Annotated in this window: 16 protein-coding genes; 1 reads left to right on the top strand and 15 read right to left on the bottom strand. The window is 72.8% G+C overall.

Features of this window, described 5'->3' with window-relative positions; translation table 11 throughout:
• Positions 1-53: 53 nt before the first annotated feature.
• From carB to pyrR, 6 genes are all read right to left on the bottom strand, one after another.
• Positions 54-3,365, bottom strand: a complete 3,312-nt coding sequence (gene carB, locus ABD335_RS10095) for a carbamoyl-phosphate synthase large subunit (RefSeq protein ID WP_344321828.1) — start codon at positions 3,363-3,365, stop codon at positions 54-56.
• Complete coding sequence (carA, locus tag ABD335_RS10100; RefSeq protein ID WP_344321829.1) at positions 3,358-4,500, bottom strand: glutamine-hydrolyzing carbamoyl-phosphate synthase small subunit; 1,143 nt, start codon at positions 4,498-4,500, stop codon at positions 3,358-3,360. The genes carB and carA overlap by 8 nt, the downstream gene beginning before the upstream one ends.
• The gene (locus ABD335_RS10105) at positions 4,497-5,150 is read right to left on the bottom strand and encodes a PH-like domain-containing protein (protein ID WP_344321830.1); all 654 of its coding nucleotides are present in this window, start codon (positions 5,148-5,150) and stop codon (positions 4,497-4,499) included. The genes carA and ABD335_RS10105 overlap by 4 nt, the downstream gene beginning before the upstream one ends.
• Positions 5,147-6,433, bottom strand: a complete 1,287-nt coding sequence (locus ABD335_RS10110; protein ID WP_344321831.1) for a dihydroorotase — start codon at positions 6,431-6,433, stop codon at positions 5,147-5,149. The genes ABD335_RS10105 and ABD335_RS10110 overlap by 4 nt, the downstream gene beginning before the upstream one ends.
• A gap of 2 nt (positions 6,434-6,435) precedes the next feature.
• Positions 6,436-7,434: an aspartate carbamoyltransferase catalytic subunit gene (locus ABD335_RS10115; RefSeq protein ID WP_344321832.1), complete on the bottom strand. Its 999-nt coding sequence runs from the start codon at positions 7,432-7,434 to the stop codon at positions 6,436-6,438.
• A gap of 120 nt (positions 7,435-7,554) precedes the next feature.
• Complete coding sequence (gene pyrR / locus ABD335_RS10120; RefSeq protein WP_344321833.1) at positions 7,555-8,160, bottom strand: bifunctional pyr operon transcriptional regulator/uracil phosphoribosyltransferase PyrR; 606 nt, start codon at positions 8,158-8,160, stop codon at positions 7,555-7,557.
• A 230-nt stretch (positions 8,161-8,390) separates the two neighbouring features.
• Here pyrR and bldD point away from each other — a divergent pair, with 230 nt between their 5' ends.
• Positions 8,391-8,891 (top strand): transcriptional regulator BldD, encoded by a 501-nt coding sequence (bldD, locus tag ABD335_RS10125; RefSeq protein WP_031507748.1) that lies wholly within the window; start codon positions 8,391-8,393, stop codon positions 8,889-8,891.
• Positions 8,892-9,128: 237 nt separating this feature from the next.
• Here the strand turns inward: bldD and nusB are convergent, their stop codons facing one another.
• The 9 genes from nusB to mltG all read right to left on the bottom strand — a co-directional run bounded on the left by nusB (position 9,129) and on the right by mltG (position 18,327).
• Complete coding sequence (gene nusB / locus ABD335_RS10130; RefSeq protein WP_344321834.1) at positions 9,129-9,557, bottom strand: transcription antitermination factor NusB; 429 nt, start codon at positions 9,555-9,557, stop codon at positions 9,129-9,131.
• 2 nt (positions 9,558-9,559) lie between these two features.
• Positions 9,560-10,126, bottom strand: coding sequence for an elongation factor P (gene efp, locus ABD335_RS10135; protein ID WP_344321836.1), 567 nt, complete (start codon positions 10,124-10,126; stop codon positions 9,560-9,562).
• An 81-nt stretch (positions 10,127-10,207) separates the two neighbouring features.
• Positions 10,208-11,323, bottom strand: coding sequence for an aminopeptidase P family protein (locus tag ABD335_RS10140; RefSeq protein WP_344321837.1), 1,116 nt, complete (start codon positions 11,321-11,323; stop codon positions 10,208-10,210).
• 112 nt (positions 11,324-11,435) lie between these two features.
• Positions 11,436-12,338, bottom strand: coding sequence for an AAA family ATPase (locus ABD335_RS10145; protein WP_344321838.1), 903 nt, complete (start codon positions 12,336-12,338; stop codon positions 11,436-11,438).
• 180 nt (positions 12,339-12,518) lie between these two features.
• Positions 12,519-13,613, bottom strand: coding sequence for a 3-dehydroquinate synthase (gene aroB / locus ABD335_RS10150; protein ID WP_344321839.1), 1,095 nt, complete (start codon positions 13,611-13,613; stop codon positions 12,519-12,521).
• The gene (locus tag ABD335_RS10155) at positions 13,610-14,134 is read right to left on the bottom strand and encodes a shikimate kinase (protein WP_344321840.1); all 525 of its coding nucleotides are present in this window, start codon (positions 14,132-14,134) and stop codon (positions 13,610-13,612) included. Before ABD335_RS10155 ends, aroB begins: the two co-directional genes overlap by 4 nt.
• A complete protein-coding gene (aroC, locus tag ABD335_RS10160) occupies positions 14,131-15,366 on the bottom strand; it encodes a chorismate synthase (protein ID WP_344321841.1) in 1,236 nt (411 codons plus the stop codon). The genes ABD335_RS10155 and aroC overlap by 4 nt, the downstream gene beginning before the upstream one ends.
• 97 nt (positions 15,367-15,463) lie before the next feature.
• A complete protein-coding gene (locus tag ABD335_RS10165) occupies positions 15,464-16,339 on the bottom strand; it encodes a shikimate dehydrogenase (RefSeq protein ID WP_425583589.1) in 876 nt (291 codons plus the stop codon).
• A gap of 152 nt (positions 16,340-16,491) precedes the next feature.
• Positions 16,492-18,327 carry an endolytic transglycosylase MltG gene (gene mltG, locus ABD335_RS10170; RefSeq protein WP_344321843.1) on the bottom strand — a complete coding sequence of 612 codons (1,836 nt, stop codon included), beginning with the start codon at positions 18,325-18,327 and terminating at the stop codon, positions 16,492-16,494.
• Between the last annotated feature and the right edge of the window lie 23 nt (positions 18,328-18,350).

An 18,350-nucleotide genomic window follows, 5' to 3' on the forward strand; every position in this document is an offset into this window, starting at 1 on the left:
TCGGGGATCTCGCGGCGGAGGGGGGACACCGGCCGGTGTCCCCCCTCCCCGTCTCACCTCTCGCGGGCGGCGATCAGGTGTTCCGCGTGTTCCTGGAGGGAACGGACGCTCACGTCCCCGCGCGTGAGGGCCTCGATGCCCTGGACGGCGGCCGCCAGGGCCTGGACGGTGGTCAGGCAGGGCACGCCGCGGGCGACCGCGGCGGTGCGGATGTCGTAGCCGTCCAGCCGGCTTCCGGTGCCGTAGGGGGTGTTGACGATGAGGTCGACCTCGCCGTCGTGGATGAGCTGGACGATGGTCTTCTCGCCGTTCGGACCGGGACCCTCGTTGTGCTTGCGCACCACGGTGGCGTTGATGCCGTTGCGCCGGAGGATCTCGGCGGTGCCGGAGGTGGCCAGCAGTTCGAAGCCCATGGCGACCAGTTCGCGGGCCGGGAAGATCATCGAGCGCTTGTCGCGGTTGGCGACCGAGACGAAGGCCCGGCCCTTGGTGGGCAGCGCGCCGTACGCCCCGGCCTGCGACTTGGCGTAGGCCGTGCCGAAGACCGAGTCGATGCCCATGACCTCGCCGGTCGAGCGCATCTCCGGGCCGAGCACGGTGTCCACGCCGCGGCCGTGGACGTCGCGGAAGCGGGTCCAGGGCAGCACGGCCTCCTTCACGGAGATCGGCGCGTCCAGCGGCAGGGTGCCGCCGTCCCCGTCCGCCGGCAGCAGGCCCTCGGCGCGCAGCTCGGCGATGGTCGCGCCCAGCGAGATCCGGGCGGCGGCCTTGGCCAGGGGGACGGCCGTGGCCTTGGAGGTGAAGGGGACGGTGCGGGAGGCGCGCGGGTTGGCCTCCAGGACGTAGAGGATGTCCCCGGCGAGCGCGAACTGGATGTTGATCAGTCCGCGCACCCCCACGCCGCGCGCGATGGCCTCGGTGGAGGCCCGCAGCCGCTTGATGTCGTGGGCGCCCAGGGTGATCGGCGGCAGCGCGCAGGCGGAGTCGCCGGAGTGGATGCCCGCCTCCTCGATGTGCTCCATCACGCCGCCGAGGTACAGCTCGGTGCCGTCGTAGAGGGCGTCGACGTCGATCTCGATGGCGTCGTCGAGGAACCGGTCGATCAGCACCGGGTGCTCGGAGATCAGGCCGGCGTGGCGGGTGAGGTACTCCGCCAGCGAGGACTCGTCGTAGACGATCTCCATGCCGCGCCCGCCGAGCACGTAGGAGGGGCGGACCATGACCGGGTAGCCGATGCCGGCGGCGATCTCCTTGGCCTCCTCGAAGGAGAAGGCGGTGCCGTACTTGGGCGCCGGCAGCCCGGCCTCGGCCAGGACGCGGCCGAAGGCGCCGCGGTCCTCGGCGAGGTGGATGGCCTCCGGGGAGGTGCCCACGATGGGCACCCCGTTGTCCTTGAGCGCCTGGGCCAGGCCGAGCGGGGTCTGGCCGCCGAGCTGGACGATCACGCCCACGACGGGGCCGGCCTGCTGCTCGGCGTGGACGACCTCCAGGACGTCCTCCAGGGTGAGCGGCTCGAAGTACAGCCGGTCGGAGGTGTCGTAGTCGGTGGAGACCGTCTCGGGGTTGCAGTTGACCATCACGGTCTCGTAGCCGGCGTCGCGCAGGGCGAAGGAGGCGTGGACGCAGGAGTAGTCGAACTCGATGCCCTGGCCGATGCGGTTGGGGCCCGAGCCGAGGATGATCACGGCGGGCCTCTCGCGCGGGGCGACCTCGCTCTCCTCGTCGTAGGAGGAGTAGAAGTACGGGGTCTTCGCCGCGAACTCCGCCGCGCAGGTGTCGACGGTCTTGTAGACGGGGCGCACGCCGAGGGTGTGGCGGACCTCGCGGACGACGTCCTCGCGCAGCCCCCGGATCTCGGCGATCTGGGCGTCGGAGAAGCCGTACCGCTTGGCCTCGGCCAGCAGCTCGGGGTCGAGCCGCTCGGCGGCGGCCAGCTCGTCGGCGATCTCCTTGATCAGGAAGAGCTGGTCGACGAACCAGGGGTCGATCCGGGTGGCCTCGAAGACCTCCTCGGGGCTCGCCCCGGCCCGGATGGCGGCCATGACGGTGGCCAGGCGTCCGTCGGTGGGGCGCCGGGCCGCCTCCAGCAGCTCGGCCTTGTCGCCGACCTCGCCGGTGAAGTCGAACCGGCTGCCCTTCTTCTCCAGCGAGCGCAGCGCCTTGTTCAGCGCCTCGGGGAAGTTGCGGCCGATCGCCATGGCCTCGCCCACCGACTTCATGGTGGTGGTGAGGGTGGAGTCGGCGGCCGGGAACTTCTCGAACGCGAAGCGCGGGACCTTGACCACCACGTAGTCGAGGGTGGGCTCGAAGGAGGCCGGGGTCTGCTCGGTGATGTCGTTGGGGATCTCGTCGAGGGTGTAGCCCACGGCCAGCTTGGCGGCGATCTTGGCGATCGGGAAGCCGGTGGCCTTCGACGCCAGGGCCGAGGAGCGCGAGACGCGCGGGTTCATCTCGATGACGATGACCCGGCCGTTGGCGGGGTTGACGGCGAACTGGATGTTGCAGCCGCCGGTGTCCACGCCGACCTCGCGGATGACGGCGATGCCGATGTCGCGCAGCACCTGGTACTCGCGGTCGGTCAGCGTCATCGCCGGGGCGACGGTGATGGAGTCGCCGGTGTGGACGCCCATCGGGTCGAGGTTCTCGATGGAGCAGACGACCACCACGTTGTCGTTGCGGTCGCGCATCAGCTCCAGCTCGTACTCCTTCCAGCCGAGGATGGACTCCTCCAGGAGCACCTCGGTGGTCGGGGAGAGCGCCAGCCCCTGGCCGGCGATGCGGCGCAGCTCGTCCTCGTCGTGCGCGAAGCCGGAGCCCGCGCCGCCCATGGTGAAGGAGGGGCGGACGACCACGGGGTAGCCGCCGAGCTCCTCGACCCCGGCCAGGACCTCCTCCATGGAGTGGCAGATCACCGAGCGGGCGGACTCGCCGTGCCCGATCCTGGCGCGGACCGCCTCCACGACCTCCTTGAACTGGTCGCGGTCCTCGCCCTTGCGGATCGCCTCGACGTTGGCGCCGATCAGCTCCACCCCGTAGCGCTCCAGGACGCCGGACTCGTGGAGGGCGATCGCGGTGTTCAGGGCGGTCTGACCGCCGAGGGTGGGCAGCAGCGCGTCGGGGCGCTCCTTGGCGATGATCTTCTCGACGAACTCCGGGGTGATCGGCTCGACGTACGTGGCGTCGGCGATCTCCGGGTCGGTCATGATCGTGGCGGGGTTGGAGTTGACCAGGATCACCCGCATGCCCTCGGCCTTGAGGACGCGGCACGCCTGGGTGCCGGAGTAGTCGAACTCGGCGGCCTGCCCGATGACGATCGGACCGGAGCCGATGACCAGGACGGACTGGATATCGGTGCGCTTAGGCACGCTGGCCCTCCATCAGGGAGACGAACCGGTCGAAGAGGTAGGAGGCGTCGTGCGGGCCGGCCGCGGCCTCGGGGTGGTACTGGACGCTGAACGCGGGGCGGTCGAGCAGGCGCAGGCCCTCGACCACGCCGTCGTTGAGGCAGACGTGGGAGACCTCGGCGCGGCCGTAGGGGGTGTCGCTGGGCGCGTCGACGGGGGCGTCCACGGCGAAGCCGTGGTTGTGCGCGGTGACCTCGACCTTGCCCGTGAGGCGGTCCTGCACGGGCTGGTTGATGCCGCGGTGGCCGTACTTGAGCTTGTAGGTGCCGAAGCCGAGCGCGCGGCCGAGGACCTGGTTGCCGAAGCAGATGCCGAACAGCGGCGTGGAGCGCTCCAGCACGCCGCGCATGAGCGAGACGGGGTGGTCCGCGGTGGCGGGGTCGCCGGGGCCGTTGGAGAAGAACACGCCGTCCGGGTCGACCGCGTAGACGTCCTCCAGCGTGGCCGTGGCGGGGAGGACGTGGACCTCGATGCCGCGCTCGGCCATCCGCCGCGGGGTCATGCCCTTGATGCCCAGGTCCACGGCGGCGACGGTGAGCCGCTTGGCGCCGACCGCGGGGACGACGTAGGGCTCGGTGGTGGCGACCTCGGCGGCGAGGTCGGCGCCGGCCATCTCGGGGGCGCTGCGCACCTTGGCCAGCATGTCGGCCTCGTCGGTGATGGCGTCGCCGGAGAAGATGCCCACCCGCATCGCGCCGCGCTCGCGCAGGTGGCGGGTGAGGGCGCGGGTGTCGACGCCGCTGATGCCGACGACGCCCTGGGCGGTCAGCTCCTCGTCCAGGGTGCGCACCGAGCGCCAGTTGGAGGGCACGCGGGCGGGGTCGCGCACCACGTAGCCGGCCACCCAGATCCGCCGGGACTCCGGGTCCTCGTCGTTGACGCCGGTGTTGCCGATGTGCGGGGCCGTCATGACGACCACCTGGCGGTGGTAGGACGGGTCGGTCAGGGTCTCCTGGTAGCCGGTCATGCCGGTGGAGAACACGGCCTCGCCGAGGGTCTCGCCCACGGCCCCGTAGGCCTTGCCGCGGAAGGTGCGGCCGTCCTCCAGGACGAGTACGGCGGGCACCCTGGCGGCTTTACGGGTGGAGGTCGTCATCGTGCGCCTTCCTCATGGTGCGTGGTGGCGGCAGCGTCGCTGGTGCCGTGAGGGTCGTCGTCGGTGGTGTCGGCGGCCTGCCCGGCGGGCTCCCCGGTGGACATCGCCCGGAGCGCGTCCCGCCAGGCGGCGTGCTCGGCGGCCCGGTCGGAGCGGAACCCGGAGTCCAGCAGCCTGCCGCCGTGCTCCCAGGTGATCACCAGCAGGCCGTCCTCGGTGAGGACCTTGCCCGCGATGCCCTTGTCGAGCCGGGCGCCGCGCAGCCGGTCGGCCGGGATGAAGAAGTCGTTCGCCCCGGGGCGCACCACGTCCACGCCGCGCTCGGTGAGGGTGAGCTCGACGCGGCTGCGGGCGCCCAGCCCGTGGGCCACGATCCGGTCGAGCCACTGCCCGGCCGTGGTGGAGCCGTGGTAGCGGCCGGTCATGGTGAGCTTCGGCTCGCCCGGGTCGGCGGGCGTCCGGGGCAGGTCGGGCAGGTCGGACTGGAGGACCGCCCGCCACTTCCAGCCCTCCCGCATCAGCCAGTACAGCAGGGCGACGATCAGGGCGAGCCCGATCACCCAGGCGATCCTGGAGCCCCAGTCCGTCACCTGCTGTGACTCGGGAGCGGCGGTGTACCGGGCGGCGAGTGACGCCGGTGAGAGGTTCATACGAGCTTTCCGTCCATGACTGTCGCCCTGCCCCGCAGGAAGGTGTGCGTGACGCGGCCCGGCAGTTCGCGGCCCTGGTAGGGGGTGTTGCGGCTGCGGGACGCGAAGCGCGCGGAATCCACCGCTCCACGGTAGGACGGATCGACCAGGGTGAGGTTGGCGGGCTCACCCACCGAGATGGGCCGTCCATGGCCGGCGAGGCGGCCGATGGCCGCGGGGCGGAAGGACATCCGGTCGGCGACGCCCGCCCAGTCCAGCAGGCCGGTGTCGACCATGGTGTGCTGGACGACGGACAGGGCGGTCTCCAGACCGATCATGCCCATCGCGGCGGCGCCCCATTCGCAGTCCTTGTCCTCGTGCGGGTGGGGGGCGTGGTCGGTGGCGACGCAGTCGATGGTGCCGTCGGCCAGCGCCTCGCGCAGCGCCCTGACGTCGGCCTCGGTGCGCAGCGGGGGGTTCACCTTGTAGACGGGGTCGTAGGAGCGCACCAGCTCGTCGGTGAGCAGCAGGTGGTGCGGGGTGACCTCGGCGGTGACGTTCCAGCCCTTGGACTTGGCCCAGCGCACGATCTCCACCGATCCGGCGGTGGACAGGTGGCAGACGTGCAGCCGGGAGCCGACGTGCGCGGCCAGCAGCACGTCGCGGGCGATGATCGCCTCCTCGGCGACGGCGGGCCAGCCGCCCAGCCCCAGCTCGGCGGAGACCACGCCCTCGTTCATCTGGGCGCCCTCGGTGAGCCGGGGCTCCTGGGCGTGCTGGGCGATGACGCCGTCGAAGGCTTTGACGTACTCCAGCGCGCGGCGCATGATCACCGCGTCGTCCACGCACTTGCCGTCGTCGGAGAAGACCCGTACGGAGGCGGCCGAGTCGTGCATCGCGCCCAGTTCGGCGAGCTGCTTGCCCTCCAGGCCGATGGTGACGGCGCCGACGGGCTGCACGTCGCAGTATCCGGACTCCTTCCCCAGCCGCCAGACCTGCTCGACCACGCCGGCGGTGTCGGCCACGGGGAAGGTGTTGGCCATGGCGTGGACGGCGGTGTAGCCGCCGGCCGCGGCGGCGCGGGTGCCGGTCAGGACGGTCTCGGAGTCCTCTCGGCCGGGCTCGCGCAGGTGGGTGTGGAGGTCCACCAGGCCCGGCAGCAGGACCTGTCCGTCGGCTTCGATCACGTGGGCCCCGTCGGCCGCCAGGCCGGTGCCGATCTCGGCGACGGTCCCGTCGGCGATCCGTACGTCGGCGGGCTCGCCGCCGAGGATCCTCGCGCCGCGGATCAGGTGGGTGTTCATGGTCACTCGGTCTCCTCGGGGCGGGTGGTGGCGGGGGCGGGGGCGCCGACGGCGGGTTCGGCGCCGCCCAGCAGCAGGTAGAGGACGGCCATCCGGATGCTGACGCCGTTGCCCACCTGCTCCACCGCCGTGCAGCGGTCGGAGTCGGCGACCTCGGCGGTGATCTCCATGCCGCGGTTCATCGGGCCGGGGTGCATCACGACGGCGTGCTCGGGCATCCGCGCCATGCGGTCGCCGTCCAGGCCGTAGCGGCGGGCGTACTCGCGCTCGGTGGGGAAGAAGGCGGCGTTCATCCGCTCGCGCTGGACGCGCAGCATCATCACGGCGTCGGACTTGGGCAGCACGGCGTCCAGGTCGTAGGAGACCTCGCACGGCCACCGCTCCACGCCGATGGGCACCAGGGTGGGCGGGGCGACCAGGGTGACCTCGGCGCCGAGCGTGGTGAGCAGGTGCACGTTCGAGCGGGCGACGCGGCTGTGGAGGATGTCGCCGACGATGGTGACCCGGCGGCCCGACAGGTCCCGGCCCGCTCCCCCGTCGGGCCCGCCGACCAGGCGGCGGCGCAGGGTGAAGGAGTCCAGCAGCGCCTGGGTGGGGTGCTCGTGGGTGCCGTCGCCGGCGTTGACGACCGAGCCGCCGATCCAGCCGGAGGTGGCCAGGCGGTGCGGTGCGCCGGAGTCGTGGTGGCGGATGACGACGGCGTCGGCGCCCATCGCCTCCAGGGTCAGCGCGGTGTCCTTGAGGGACTCGCCCTTGGAGACCGACGAGCCCTTGGCGGAGAAGTTGATGACGTCGGCGGAGAGGCGCTTGGCGGCGGCCTCGAACGAGATCCGGGTGCGGGTGGAGTCCTCGAAGAAGAGGTTGACGACGGTGCGGCCGCGCAGGGTCGGGAGTTTCCTGATCGTCCGGTCGGCGACCCGGGCCAGCTCCTCGGCGGTGTCCAGGATGAGGACGGCGTCGTCGCGGGTGAGGTCGGCGGCCGAGATGAGGTGGCGCTTCATCTGTTGCCTTCCGTGGAGGATGGGGCGGGCGGGCGGCGCCCGCACACGGGGGTGCGCCGGATCCCGTGCGACGGGGTCCGGGGCGCCGGGCGCGGGCCCGGCGGGGTGTGTGAGGGGGCGCTACCGTTCGCCGGCCGGGGTGGTCCCGCGGACGCCCAGGAGCACGCCGTCGCGGCCGTCCTCCTCGGTGAGCTGGACCTTGACCGTCTCCCGCAGCGAGGTGGGGAGGTTCTTGCCGACGTAGTCGGCGCGGATCGGCAGTTCGCGGTGGCCGCGGTCGACGAGGACCGCGAGCTGTACGGCGCGGGGACGGCCGATGTCGTTCAGCGCGTCGAGCGCGGCCCGGATGGTGCGGCCCGAGAAGAGCACGTCGTCGACCAGGACGACCAGCCGCCCGTCGATGCCCTCGCCGGGGATCTCGGTGCGCGCCAGGGCGCGGGCCGGGCGCATCCGCAGGTCGTCGCGGTACATGGTGATGTCGAGCGAGCCGACCGGCAGGGGCCGTCCGGTGATCTCTTGGAGCTTGGCGCCCAGCCGCCGGGCCAGGTGCGTGCCGCGGGTGGGGATGCCGAGGAGCACCACGTCGTCGGCGCCCTTGGCGCGCTCGACGATCTCGTGGGCGATGCGGGTCAGGACCCGCGCGATGTCCGGCGCCTCCAGGACGGGGCGGGCCGGAGCGGGAGCGTCGACGGTGTCGACGGGGTTGACGGTGTTGTCGCCGTCCATGCGGAACGGACCTCCTTCCCCGCCTCACGGGACGGGCCTTAAAGGAGTCGGATGGTGCGCCGTCAACGGTAGCAGGCCCGCTCCGGAGCGCTCGCCGGGGGACTCGGCGCGGGCCCGGGCGCGGGTTCGCGCACGTCCCGCGCCCCCGGTATGGATCCGTTCGGCTTGACGCCCGACATTACGCTGCGTAACATCACAGTGAGTTACGAAGACGTCCCCCGGGGAGCCATATGTCCAGCGAATACGCCAAACAGCTCGGAGCCAAGCTCCGGGCCATCCGCACCCAGCAGGGCCTCTCCCTCCACGGCGTGGAGGAGAAGTCCCAGGGCCGTTGGAAGGCGGTCGTGGTCGGCTCGTACGAGCGCGGTGACCGTGCCGTGACCGTGCAGCGCCTGGCCGAGCTGGCGGACTTCTACGGCGTCCCGGTGCAGGAGCTTTTGCCGGGCAGCACGCCGGGCGGGGCGGCCGAGCCGCCGCCGAAGCTCGTCCTGGACCTGGAGCGCCTGGCCCACGTCCCCTCCGAGAAGGCGGGCCCGCTGCAGCGGTACGCCGCGACCATCCAGAGTCAGCGCGGCGACTACAACGGCAAGGTGCTGTCGATCCGCCAGGACGACCTGCGCACCCTCGCCGTCATCTACGACCAGTCGCCGTCGGTGCTCACCGAGCAGCTCATCAGCTGGGGCGTGCTCGGTGCCGACGCGCGCCGAGCGGTCCAACACGAGGAGGCCTGAGGGCTCTCGGCCGAGCGTCCGCGGAGCCCGTCGCACACACCACCAAGATCGCAGAAACGTACCGCCACCGTGCGGGTCTCTCCTTCCGGAGCCCGCCCGGTGGCGGTCGCGTTCTCCTCGCTCCCACGGCGCGCCCGGGCGTCCGGCCCCGGCGGGCACGCGGGAACGCCGCGGGGCCCGAGACGTCTCCGTGTCCCGGGCCCCGCGGCGTTCGTCGTCTCCGTGTGCGCCGGACGCTCAGGCGCGCTTCAGCGTCGGCTTGAGCTCCTTCAGGCGTCCCAGCAGGCCGTTGACGAAGGACGGGGACTCGTCCGTGGAGAACTCCTTGGCGAGCTGCACCGCCTCGTCGATCACCACCGCGTCGGGCACCTCGTCCTCCCAGATCAGCTCGTACGCGGCGAGGCGCAGGAGGTTGCGGTCCACGGCCGGCATCCGGTCCAGGGTCCAGCCGACGGAGTAGGTCGAGATCAGCTCGTCGATGCGGTCCGCGTGCTCCGCGTACCCCTCGACCAGCTGCATCGTGTACTCGCCGACCGGCGGCTGCCGGTTGTCGGTTCGAGCGTGCCGGATCCAGTCCGCCAGCACGGCCGTCACGGCGCTGTCGCGCTGGTCGGCCTCGAACAGGATCTGGAAGGCCCGTTTGCGGGCCTTGGTGCGGGCTGCCACGGTCAGTTGTTCACCCGGCCGAGGTACTCACCGGTGCGGGTGTCGACCTTGATCTTCTCGCCGGTGGTGATGAAGAGCGGAACGCCGATCTCGTAGCCCGTCTCCAGCCGGGCGGGCTTGGTGCCGCCGGTGGAGCGGTCGCCCTGGACGCCCGGCTCGGTGTACTCGATGGTCAGCTCGACGGCGGCCGGGAGCTCGATGTACAGCGGGTTGCCCTCGTGGATGGCGACCGTGCAGTCCTGGCCCTCCAGCAGGTAGTTCGCGGCGTCGCCGACGACCTCCGGGGAGATGGTCAGCTGGTCGAACGTCTGGGTGTCCATGAAGACGAAGTCGGCGCCGTCCTTGTACGAGAACTGCATGCCGCGCCGGTCCACCGTGGCCGTCTCGACCTTGGTACCGGCGTTGAAGGTCTTGTCGACCACCTTGCCCGAGAGCACGTTCTTGAGCTTGGTGCGCACGAAGGCGCCACCCTTGCCGGGCTTGACGTGCTGGAACTCGACAACGGACCAGAGCTGGCCCCCGTCGAGCTTGAGCACCATGCCGTTCTTGAGGTCGTTCGTGGTGGCCACGGTCGCGGAATCTCCTGAGACTGCTGCTGCGGAGACCAGGAACCGCGGCCTTCCGATCGGGACCCGGTCAGTGGGCGACGATCAGAGGGCGAGCAGCTCCTTGGTCGTGATGGTGAGTAGCTCGGGTCCGCCATCCGCCTGCGGGCGGACGACGAGCGTGTCGTCGATCCGGACGCCGCCCCGCCCCGGGAGGTGAACCCCCGGTTCGACGGTGACCGGCACGCAAGCGTCCAGTTTACCCATGGCCGCAGGTGACAACCGAGGGTCCTCGCCGATTTCCAGCCCCACACCGTGTCCGGTGTACGGCTCCAGGGCCTCCCCGTATCCGGCCGCCTCCAGCGGCTGCCGGGCCGCCCGGTCGACTTCACGGTACTCCGCGCCGGGCGCCAGTGCCTCCCGCCCGGCGCGCTGTGCGGCGAAGACCAGTTCGTACAACTCGACCTGCCAGTCCGCCGGGGCGGGGCCGATCACGAAGGTCCGGCCGATCTGGCAGCGGTAGCCGCGGTAGCGGGCGCCCAGGCGCACGCTGAGGAAGTCGCCCTCCTCCACCCGCCGGTCGGTGGGCCGGTGGCCCGCCAGTCCGGAGTTGCGGCCCGTGGCGACGGAGGTGGGGAAGGCGGGACCGTCGGCGCCGTGGTCCATCAGGCGGCGTTCCAGCTCCAGCGCCAGATGGCGTTCGGTGCGGCCGACCAGGATGGACTCCAGCAGTTCGCCGAGGGCGTGGTCGGTGATCTCGGCGGCGATCCGCAGGGCCGCCAGCTCCTCCTCGTCCTTGACCAGGCGCTGCTGCTCCACCGCGCAGCCCAGGTCGGTCAGGCGCACCCCCGGGACGGCCGCGGCCAGGGCCCGGTGCCGGGCCACGGTCAGGTCGTGCTCCTCCACCGCCAGCGCCACCGTGCCGAACGAGGCGGCCAGCTCGGCGGCGGCGACGGCCGCGTCGGAGGTGGCGCCGGGCAGGGTGAGGCAGCGCAGGTCGTCGGTGTCCCTCGGCGGCTCCGCGCGCCCGTCGGCGACCGGTCCCCGCGGGGTGAGCAGGGTGTCCCGGCCGTCGGGCCCGAGCAGCAGGGCGGCGCCGGGGACGGCGGAGCCGGTCAGGTAGCGGATGTTGGCGGACCGCGAGATCAGGGCGGCCTCGTTGCCGGCCGCCACCCACCGGTCGCGCAGCCGTGAGCGGCGGGCCACGTGCACCTCGGACATGCTTCCGAGCCTACGCAGGGCGGCGGGCGGGGGCCGTTCCGACACGTCCGGACGGGCGGTGCGCGCCCGTGCCCGGTCTCCGCCGTACGGTCCGCGGGGCCGGGGACGGCGGCTACCAGTTCGGCGGGCTGGCGAGGCTGCGGGCGACGGCCTCGTCCAGCAGCCGGGCGGTGGTCGCCACGTCCTGCCGCGAGTTGTCGATGATCGGCAGGCCGGAGCCGTACCAGCCGGCCATCCGCCCGTGGATGCGGGCGACCTCCTCGTCGGACAGCCGGCGGTTGCCGGTGCGCTCGGCGTTCCGCTCCAGGACGACCTCCAGGCCGGGCAGCAGCACGACGGGGATCAGGCCGGGGCCGACGTGGCGCTTCCAGCCGCCGAGCCCGATGGCGGGCCGGTCGGGGAAGACGGCGTCGTCCAGGATGCAGGAGATGCCGTTGGCCAGGAAGTTCCGGGCGGCGAAGCCGCAGGTGCGGCGGGCGAGACGGTACTGCGCCTCGGAGTGCTCGTTCCAGCCGGACTGGGGGTCGGCGAAGCCGGAGCGCACCCATTCGCGCACGTCGTCCAGGCTGATGTGCGCGGTGGGCACCCGACGGTGGTCGGCCCAGTACCGGGCGACGGTGGTCTTGCCGGCGCCGGCCGGGCCGATGAGCAGGACGGCGACGGCGGCGGTGTGCGCGACCTCCACCGTGACGGGGCCCGCGGCCTGCTCGGTGCCGACCGGGGTCTGCACCGGGGCGCCGGACGGCAGGCGGATGTGCCCGGTGGCCTCGGGGGCCGGTCGGGGGGGCACGGACGCGGGCGGGTGCGGAGGGGGCGGGACGGGGGCCTGCGGAGGTGCCGGCGGAGGTGCCTGGTGCGGGGCCTGCGGAGGGGGAGGTGCCTGGGGCGGGGTCCAGCCGGGGTGGACGGCGGGCTGCGGGTGCGCGGGGGGATGAGGGTGCGGTGGGTGTCCCTGGGGGTGCCCCTGGGTGGAGCCCGAGGGCGGGACGGGCCGCTGCGTCCCGTACTGCTGCATCCGGTCCCAACTCCGTTTCCGTACAGGTGTCCCGCGCGGGCCCGGTCGGGCCTGGCCGGGTGTCACCGTCTGTCCGGTACCGAACGGTACCTTCCCCGGCCGACTCTGTGTGAACGGCCGGGGAAGCGGAGGAGTGCCCGTGTGTTCGAAGGTGGTGATCGGTCGGTGGCCGACCGACGGTCAGTCCGCGATCTCCGCGTGCGCGGCGAGCAGCATCGCCGGGTCCGGCCCCTCCAGGACGGTGGGCTTGGCCAGTCCGTCCAGGACGATGAAGCGCAGCCGGTCGCCGCGGGTCTTCTTGTCCACCTTCATCGTCTCCAGCAGCTTGGGCCACTGGTCGCCGCGGTAGGTGACGGGCAGTCCGACGGACGTCAGGATCGTGCGGTGACGGTCGGCGGTGGCGTCGTCCAACCGGCCCGCGATCCGGCCGAGTTCGGCGGCGAAGACCATGCCGACGGCGACCGCGGCGCCGTGCCGCCAGTTGTAGCGCTCGTTCTTCTCGATGGCGTGGGCGAGGGTGTGGCCGTAGTTGAGGATCTCCCGCGGACCCGACTCCTTCAGGTCCGAGGAGACCACCTTGGCCTTGACCCTGATGGACCGTTCGATCAGCTCGGCGGTGTGCGGGCCGGCGGGGCCGCGCGCGGCCTCAGGGTCGGCCTCGATCAGGTCGAGGATCACCGGGTCGGCGATGAAGCCCGCCTTGATGACCTCGGCGAGGCCGCTGACGTAGTCGTGGACCGACAGGGACTCCAGCGCGGCCAGGTCGCACAGCACGCCCGCCGGCGGGTGGAAGGCGCCCACGAGGTTCTTGCCCTCGGCGGTGTTGATGCCGGTCTTGCCGCCGACCGCCGCGTCCACCATGCCCAGCACGGTGGTGGGCACCGCGATCCAGCGCACCCCGCGCAGCCAGGTCGCGGCGACGAAGCCCGCCAGGTCGGTGGTGGCTCCCCCGCCGACGCCGACGACGACGTCGGTGCGGGTGAAGCCGGAGGTGCCCAGCGCCTTCCAGCAGTACGCGGCGACCTCGGCGGTCTTGGCCTCCTCGGCGTTGGGCACCTGGATGGCGATGGCCTCGTAGCCCTGCTCGGCCAGGTCCTCGCGGAGGACCTCGCCGGTCTCGGCCAGCGCCTCGGGGTGGATCACGGCGACGCGGCGGGCGTCGGTGCCGATCAGGCCCGGCAGTTCGCCCAGGAGTTGCCGGCCGACGAGGACGTCGTAGGGGGCGGTGCCCGGGCTGCCGCCGACGGTGATGCGGGTGGGAGGTGTGGTGGTCATGCGTCCTTCAACTCGAGTGCGTCCAGGACCGCTTGGGCGACCTCTTCCGGGTCGCGGCCCTCCGTGCCGACGACCGCGCGGGCCACCTCGGTGTACAGGGGCCTGCGCTGTTCCATCAGGGTGCGCCACTGCTTGCGGGGGTTGACGGCCAGCAACGGTCGGGGGGTGTCCAGACCGACGCGCCTGATCGCGTCGGCGAGCGCCACGTCCAGGAAGACGACGGGCAGTCCGGTGAGCAGGGCGCGGGTGCCGGGGTCCAGCACGGCGCCGCCGCCGAGCGAGACCACCCCGTCGTGCTCGGTGAGGGCCGCGCGCACGGCCCGTCGCTCCAGCTCGCGGAAGCGGGGCTCGCCGTCCTCGACGAAGATCTCCGGGATCGGCCTGCCCTCGGCGGCCTCGATGTCCGCGTCGGTGTCGCGCAGGGCGACGCCGAGCCGCCGGGCGATCACGGTGCCCACGGTCGTCTTGCCCGCGCCGGGCGGGCCCACCAGGACCACGACCGGGCCCGAGGCGGCGCTCACCGGATCTCCAGGTTCTCGAGGTAGCCGGTGACGTTGCGGCGGGTCTCGGTGACGCTGTCGCCGCCGAACTTCTCGGCGACCGCGTCGGCGAGGACGAGGGCGACCATCGCCTCGGCGACGATCCCCGCCGCCGGGACCGCGCACACGTCCGAGCGCTGGTGGTGGGCGCGGGCGGCCTCGCCGGTGGCGACGTCCACGGTGGCCAGGGCGCGCGGCACGGTGGCGATGGGCTTCATCGCCGCCCGGACCCGCAGCAGCTCCCCGGTGGACAGCCCGCCCTCGGTGCCGCCGGAGCGTCCCGAGGCGCGGCGGATGCCCACCCGTGGCCCGCCGCCGTCCCGAGTGGAGGCGCTTCGCGCCGCCGTGTCCGGTTCACCGGGCACGATCTCGTCGTGGGCCTTCGATCCGGGCACCCGCGCCAGCTCGAAGCCGTCGCCGACCTCCACGCCCTTGATGGCCTGGATGCCCATCAGCGCCGCGGCCAGCCGGGCGTCCAGCCGGCGGTCCCAGTGCACGTGGCTGCCGAGTCCGACCGGCACGCCGTGGGCGACGACCTCGACGACGCCGCCGAGGGTGTCGCCGTCCTTGTGGGCCTGGTCGATCACCTCGACCATCGCCTTGCTCGCGTCCGCGTCCAGGCAGCGCACCGGGTCGGCGTCCAGCCGCTCCACGTCCTCGGGCTTCGGCACCAGGCCGGCAGGGGCCCCCACGCCGCCCAGTTCCACGACGTGGCTGACGATCTCGATGCCGGCCGTCTCCCTCAGGTAGGAGCGCGCCACCGTGCCCAGCGCCACGCGGGCCGCGGTCTCCCGGGCGGAGGCCCGCTCCAGGATCGGGCGGGCGTCGTGGACGCCGTACTTCTGCATCCCGGCCAGGTCGGCGTGGCCGGGTCGGGGCCGGGTCAGGGGCGCGTTGCGGGCCAGGTCTGCGAGTTCGGCCGGGTCCACCGGGTCGGCCGCCATGACCTTCTCCCACTTGGGCCACTCGGTGTTCCCGATCATGATCGCGACCGGGGAGCCGAGGGTCAGCCCGTGCCGGACGCCGCCGATGAAGGTGACCTCGTCGCGCTCGAACTTCATCCGGGCACCGCGCCCGTAGCCCAGCCGCCGCCGCGCCAGTGCGTCCGCCACCATGTCGGTGGTGATCGGCACGCCGTAGGGCAGCCCCTCCAGCGTCGCCACCAGTGCGGGGCCGTGCGACTCCCCCGCGGTCAGCCAGCGCAACCTGCTCAACGGTGCTCCTCAGTCCAGGCCCGTACGTGCTCGCTCCCGATCCTTTCACGATCGCGGCGCCGGACCGGCCGCCCGTCCAGCAGGCGGGACGCCCGTCTCACATTCTCGGCGTGTCCCCGGTGGCGCGGGCGGCCAGCGCCGCCTCGCCCGCCGCGCGCATGGCGGCGAGCGGGGCCGGGGCGCGGCCGGTCATCGTCTCGACCTGGAGGACGGCCTGGTGCACCAGGAGGTCCAGGCCGCCGAGGACCCGCCCGCCGCGGGCGGCCCAGGCGGCGGCCAGCGGGGTCGGCCAGGGTTCGTAGAGGACGTCGAAGAGGGTGCCGGGCCGCTCGGGCACGGCCGCCGCCAGGCCGTCGGTGGCGCCCGCCGGGGTGGTGGCGATCACCAGGGGCGCGGTCAGCGCCCGGGGCGCGTCCGCCCAGTCGGCGACCGTCACCTCCACGCCCAGCCGCGCGCCCCAGCCGCGCATCTCCTCGGCCCTCGCCCGGCTGCGGACGTACGCGGTGACCTCGCCGGCGCAGATCCGGGCGAGGGCGGCCAGCGCCGAGGAGGCGGTGGCCCCGGCGCCGAGCACCGCGGCCCGCGGGACGCTCTCGACGCCGCGTTCGCGCAGGGCGGCGATCATGCCGGGGATGTCGGTGTTCTCGCCCAGCCGGCGGCCGTCCTCGCCGAAGACCACGGTGTTGACGGCCTCGACCGACGCCGCGGTGTCGCCGATCTCGTCCAGCAGCGGGATGACGGCCCGCTTGAGCGGCATGGTCAGCGACAGCCCGGCCCAGTTCGCACCGCTCCCCGTCAGCTTCTCCAGGAAGGGTGCGAGGCCGTTCTCGTCCACCTCGAAGCGGTCGTAGGTCCAGCCGGTCAGGCCCAGCGCCTCGTAGGCCGCCCGGTGGAGCACCGGGGAGAGCGAGTGGGCGATGGGGGATCCGAGGACCGCCGCCCGCTTCCCGGTCCCAGCGATGCCGTTGCCCACCGATGCGCTCCCTCTCGTCCGTGCCCGGCCGCGTCCTTCGGCCCTCCACGGGAAGGGACAGTACCCGCAACCGCGCCCCCGCCGTGGCGGAGGGCCGTCCGGCCGGCCGCCCGGTCGCCTCGCGTCCGGGCGCCGCGCCGCCGCTCATCCGCTCACTGCTGGGCCTTCTCGTACTCCGCCACGTTCTTCTGGTGTTCCTCGTAGGTCCGGGAGAACACCGTGTTGTCCTCCGTGATGGACACGAAGTAGTACCAGTCGCCCCGGGCCGGTTCGACCGCGGCGTGGAGCGCCTCCGCGCCCGGGCTGTTGATCGGCCCCGGCGGCAGGCCCTTCTTGGCGTAGGTGTTGTACGGGTGGTCGAACTTCGCCATGGTGCTGGGAGAGGGCACGTCCAGCGTGTACTGGTTCTTCGCGTAGTTGTACGTGGAGTCGAACTGCAGGTAGCCGTTGGTCTCGGTGTTGTCGAGCTTGAGCCGGTTGTAGACGACGCGGGAGACCTTCACGAAGTCGTGTTTGTACTTGCCCTCCGCCTGCACCAGGCTGGCGACGGTGAGCACGTCCAGCGGGGACTCCAGGCCGAGCCGCTCCACATGGCCCTCCAGGTCGACCTTCGCGAACTCCCGGTCGGCCCGCTTGACCATCTCCCTGAGCAGGTCCTCGGGCTTGGTCTCCTTCCCCACCGTGTACTTGGCCGGGAAGAGGAAGCCCTCGGGGTTGCCCCCGGCCCACTCGGGCAGGCCGATGTCGGTCTTCTCGGCGGTCCGGGCGGTGGTGCCCTCCTCCAGGCCGAGCTTCTCGTCGATCAGCGCGTAGATCTCCGAGGCCCGCTTCCCCTCGGCGATGATGAGGGCGTTCTGGCTGGACGGGTCGAGCATCATCTCGATGGCCGACTCCGCGGACATCTCCTTGCGGAGCATGTAGACGCCGGCCTGGATGGTCTGCGCCTTGGTGTTGGCGGTGGACGCCTCGATGAACGCGCCCTGGCTCTTGACCACGCCCGCCTTCTCCAGGATGGCTCCCATCTCCGCCAGGCTGCTGCCATCGGGGATCTCCACCTGGACCTCGCCGCTGCCCTCTCCGGAGAAATCGGGCGCGGCGGCGAAGTGGCTCTGGTAGAAGTCGTAGGCGAAGTAGCCCACGCCGCCGACGCCGCCCACCAGGACGCCGGCGACGACGAGGCAGGCGAGGCCGTTCCTGCGCCGGTCCCGGCCCCGACGGTCGCGTCCGCCGCGGCCGGACCGGTCGTCGTCCCCGTCGCGGCCGTCGTCGCCGTCCCCGTCGTCCGCGAAGAAGGCGTGCTCGCCCTGGTCCGGGCCGGGGTCCCAGCCGGTCTCCTCGTCGGGGCCGGGTCCCGGGTCCGGCTCGTCGCGGCGCCGGCCCTGCGGCGGGTGCTGCCGCTGGTCGTGCGGGGGCTGCTGTTCGTACGAGGGCTGCTGGTCGTACGAGGGCTGTTGCTCGTACGGAGGCTGCTGTTCGTACGGAGGCTGCTGTTCGTACGAGGGCTGCTGGTCGTACGAGGGCTGTTGCTCGTACGGAGACTGCTGGTCGTACGAGGGCTGCTGGTCGTACGAGGGCTGCGGCTGCGGGGGGCCGTGCTGCTGCCCGTAGGGGTCCTGGGCGCCGTGGTGGTCCTGGTACCGCCCGCCGCCCTGGGTGTCCCAGCCCTGCCCGCCGTAGGGGTCGCCGTGCTGCTGCTGGTAGTGGTGGTGACCGCCGTACGGATCACCCTGCTGCCCGCCGTAGGGGTCGGGCTGCCGGCCGTACGGCTGTCCACCGCCCTGGGTGTCGCCCTGGGTGTCCCAGCCCTGCTCCCCGTAGGGGGCCGTCAGGGGGTCGTGGGAGTGCCGAGCCTGCTGGGGCTGGTACTGCTGCTGTCCGGCGTACGGGTCCCAGCCTCCGTGCTGGGCACCGTTCCATCCCCGATCCCCGTAGAGAGGGTCGTCGGGGTGCCACGGTTCGGAGCCGGGGCCCCGGCCATACTCAGTCATCGATCCCCTAGAGCCGCGAGGCG

It is taken from the genome of Streptomyces macrosporus, from assembly GCF_039533145.1.
In the GTDB taxonomy this organism is placed as follows: Bacteria; Actinomycetota; Actinomycetes; order Streptomycetales; family Streptomycetaceae; genus Streptomyces; species Streptomyces macrosporus.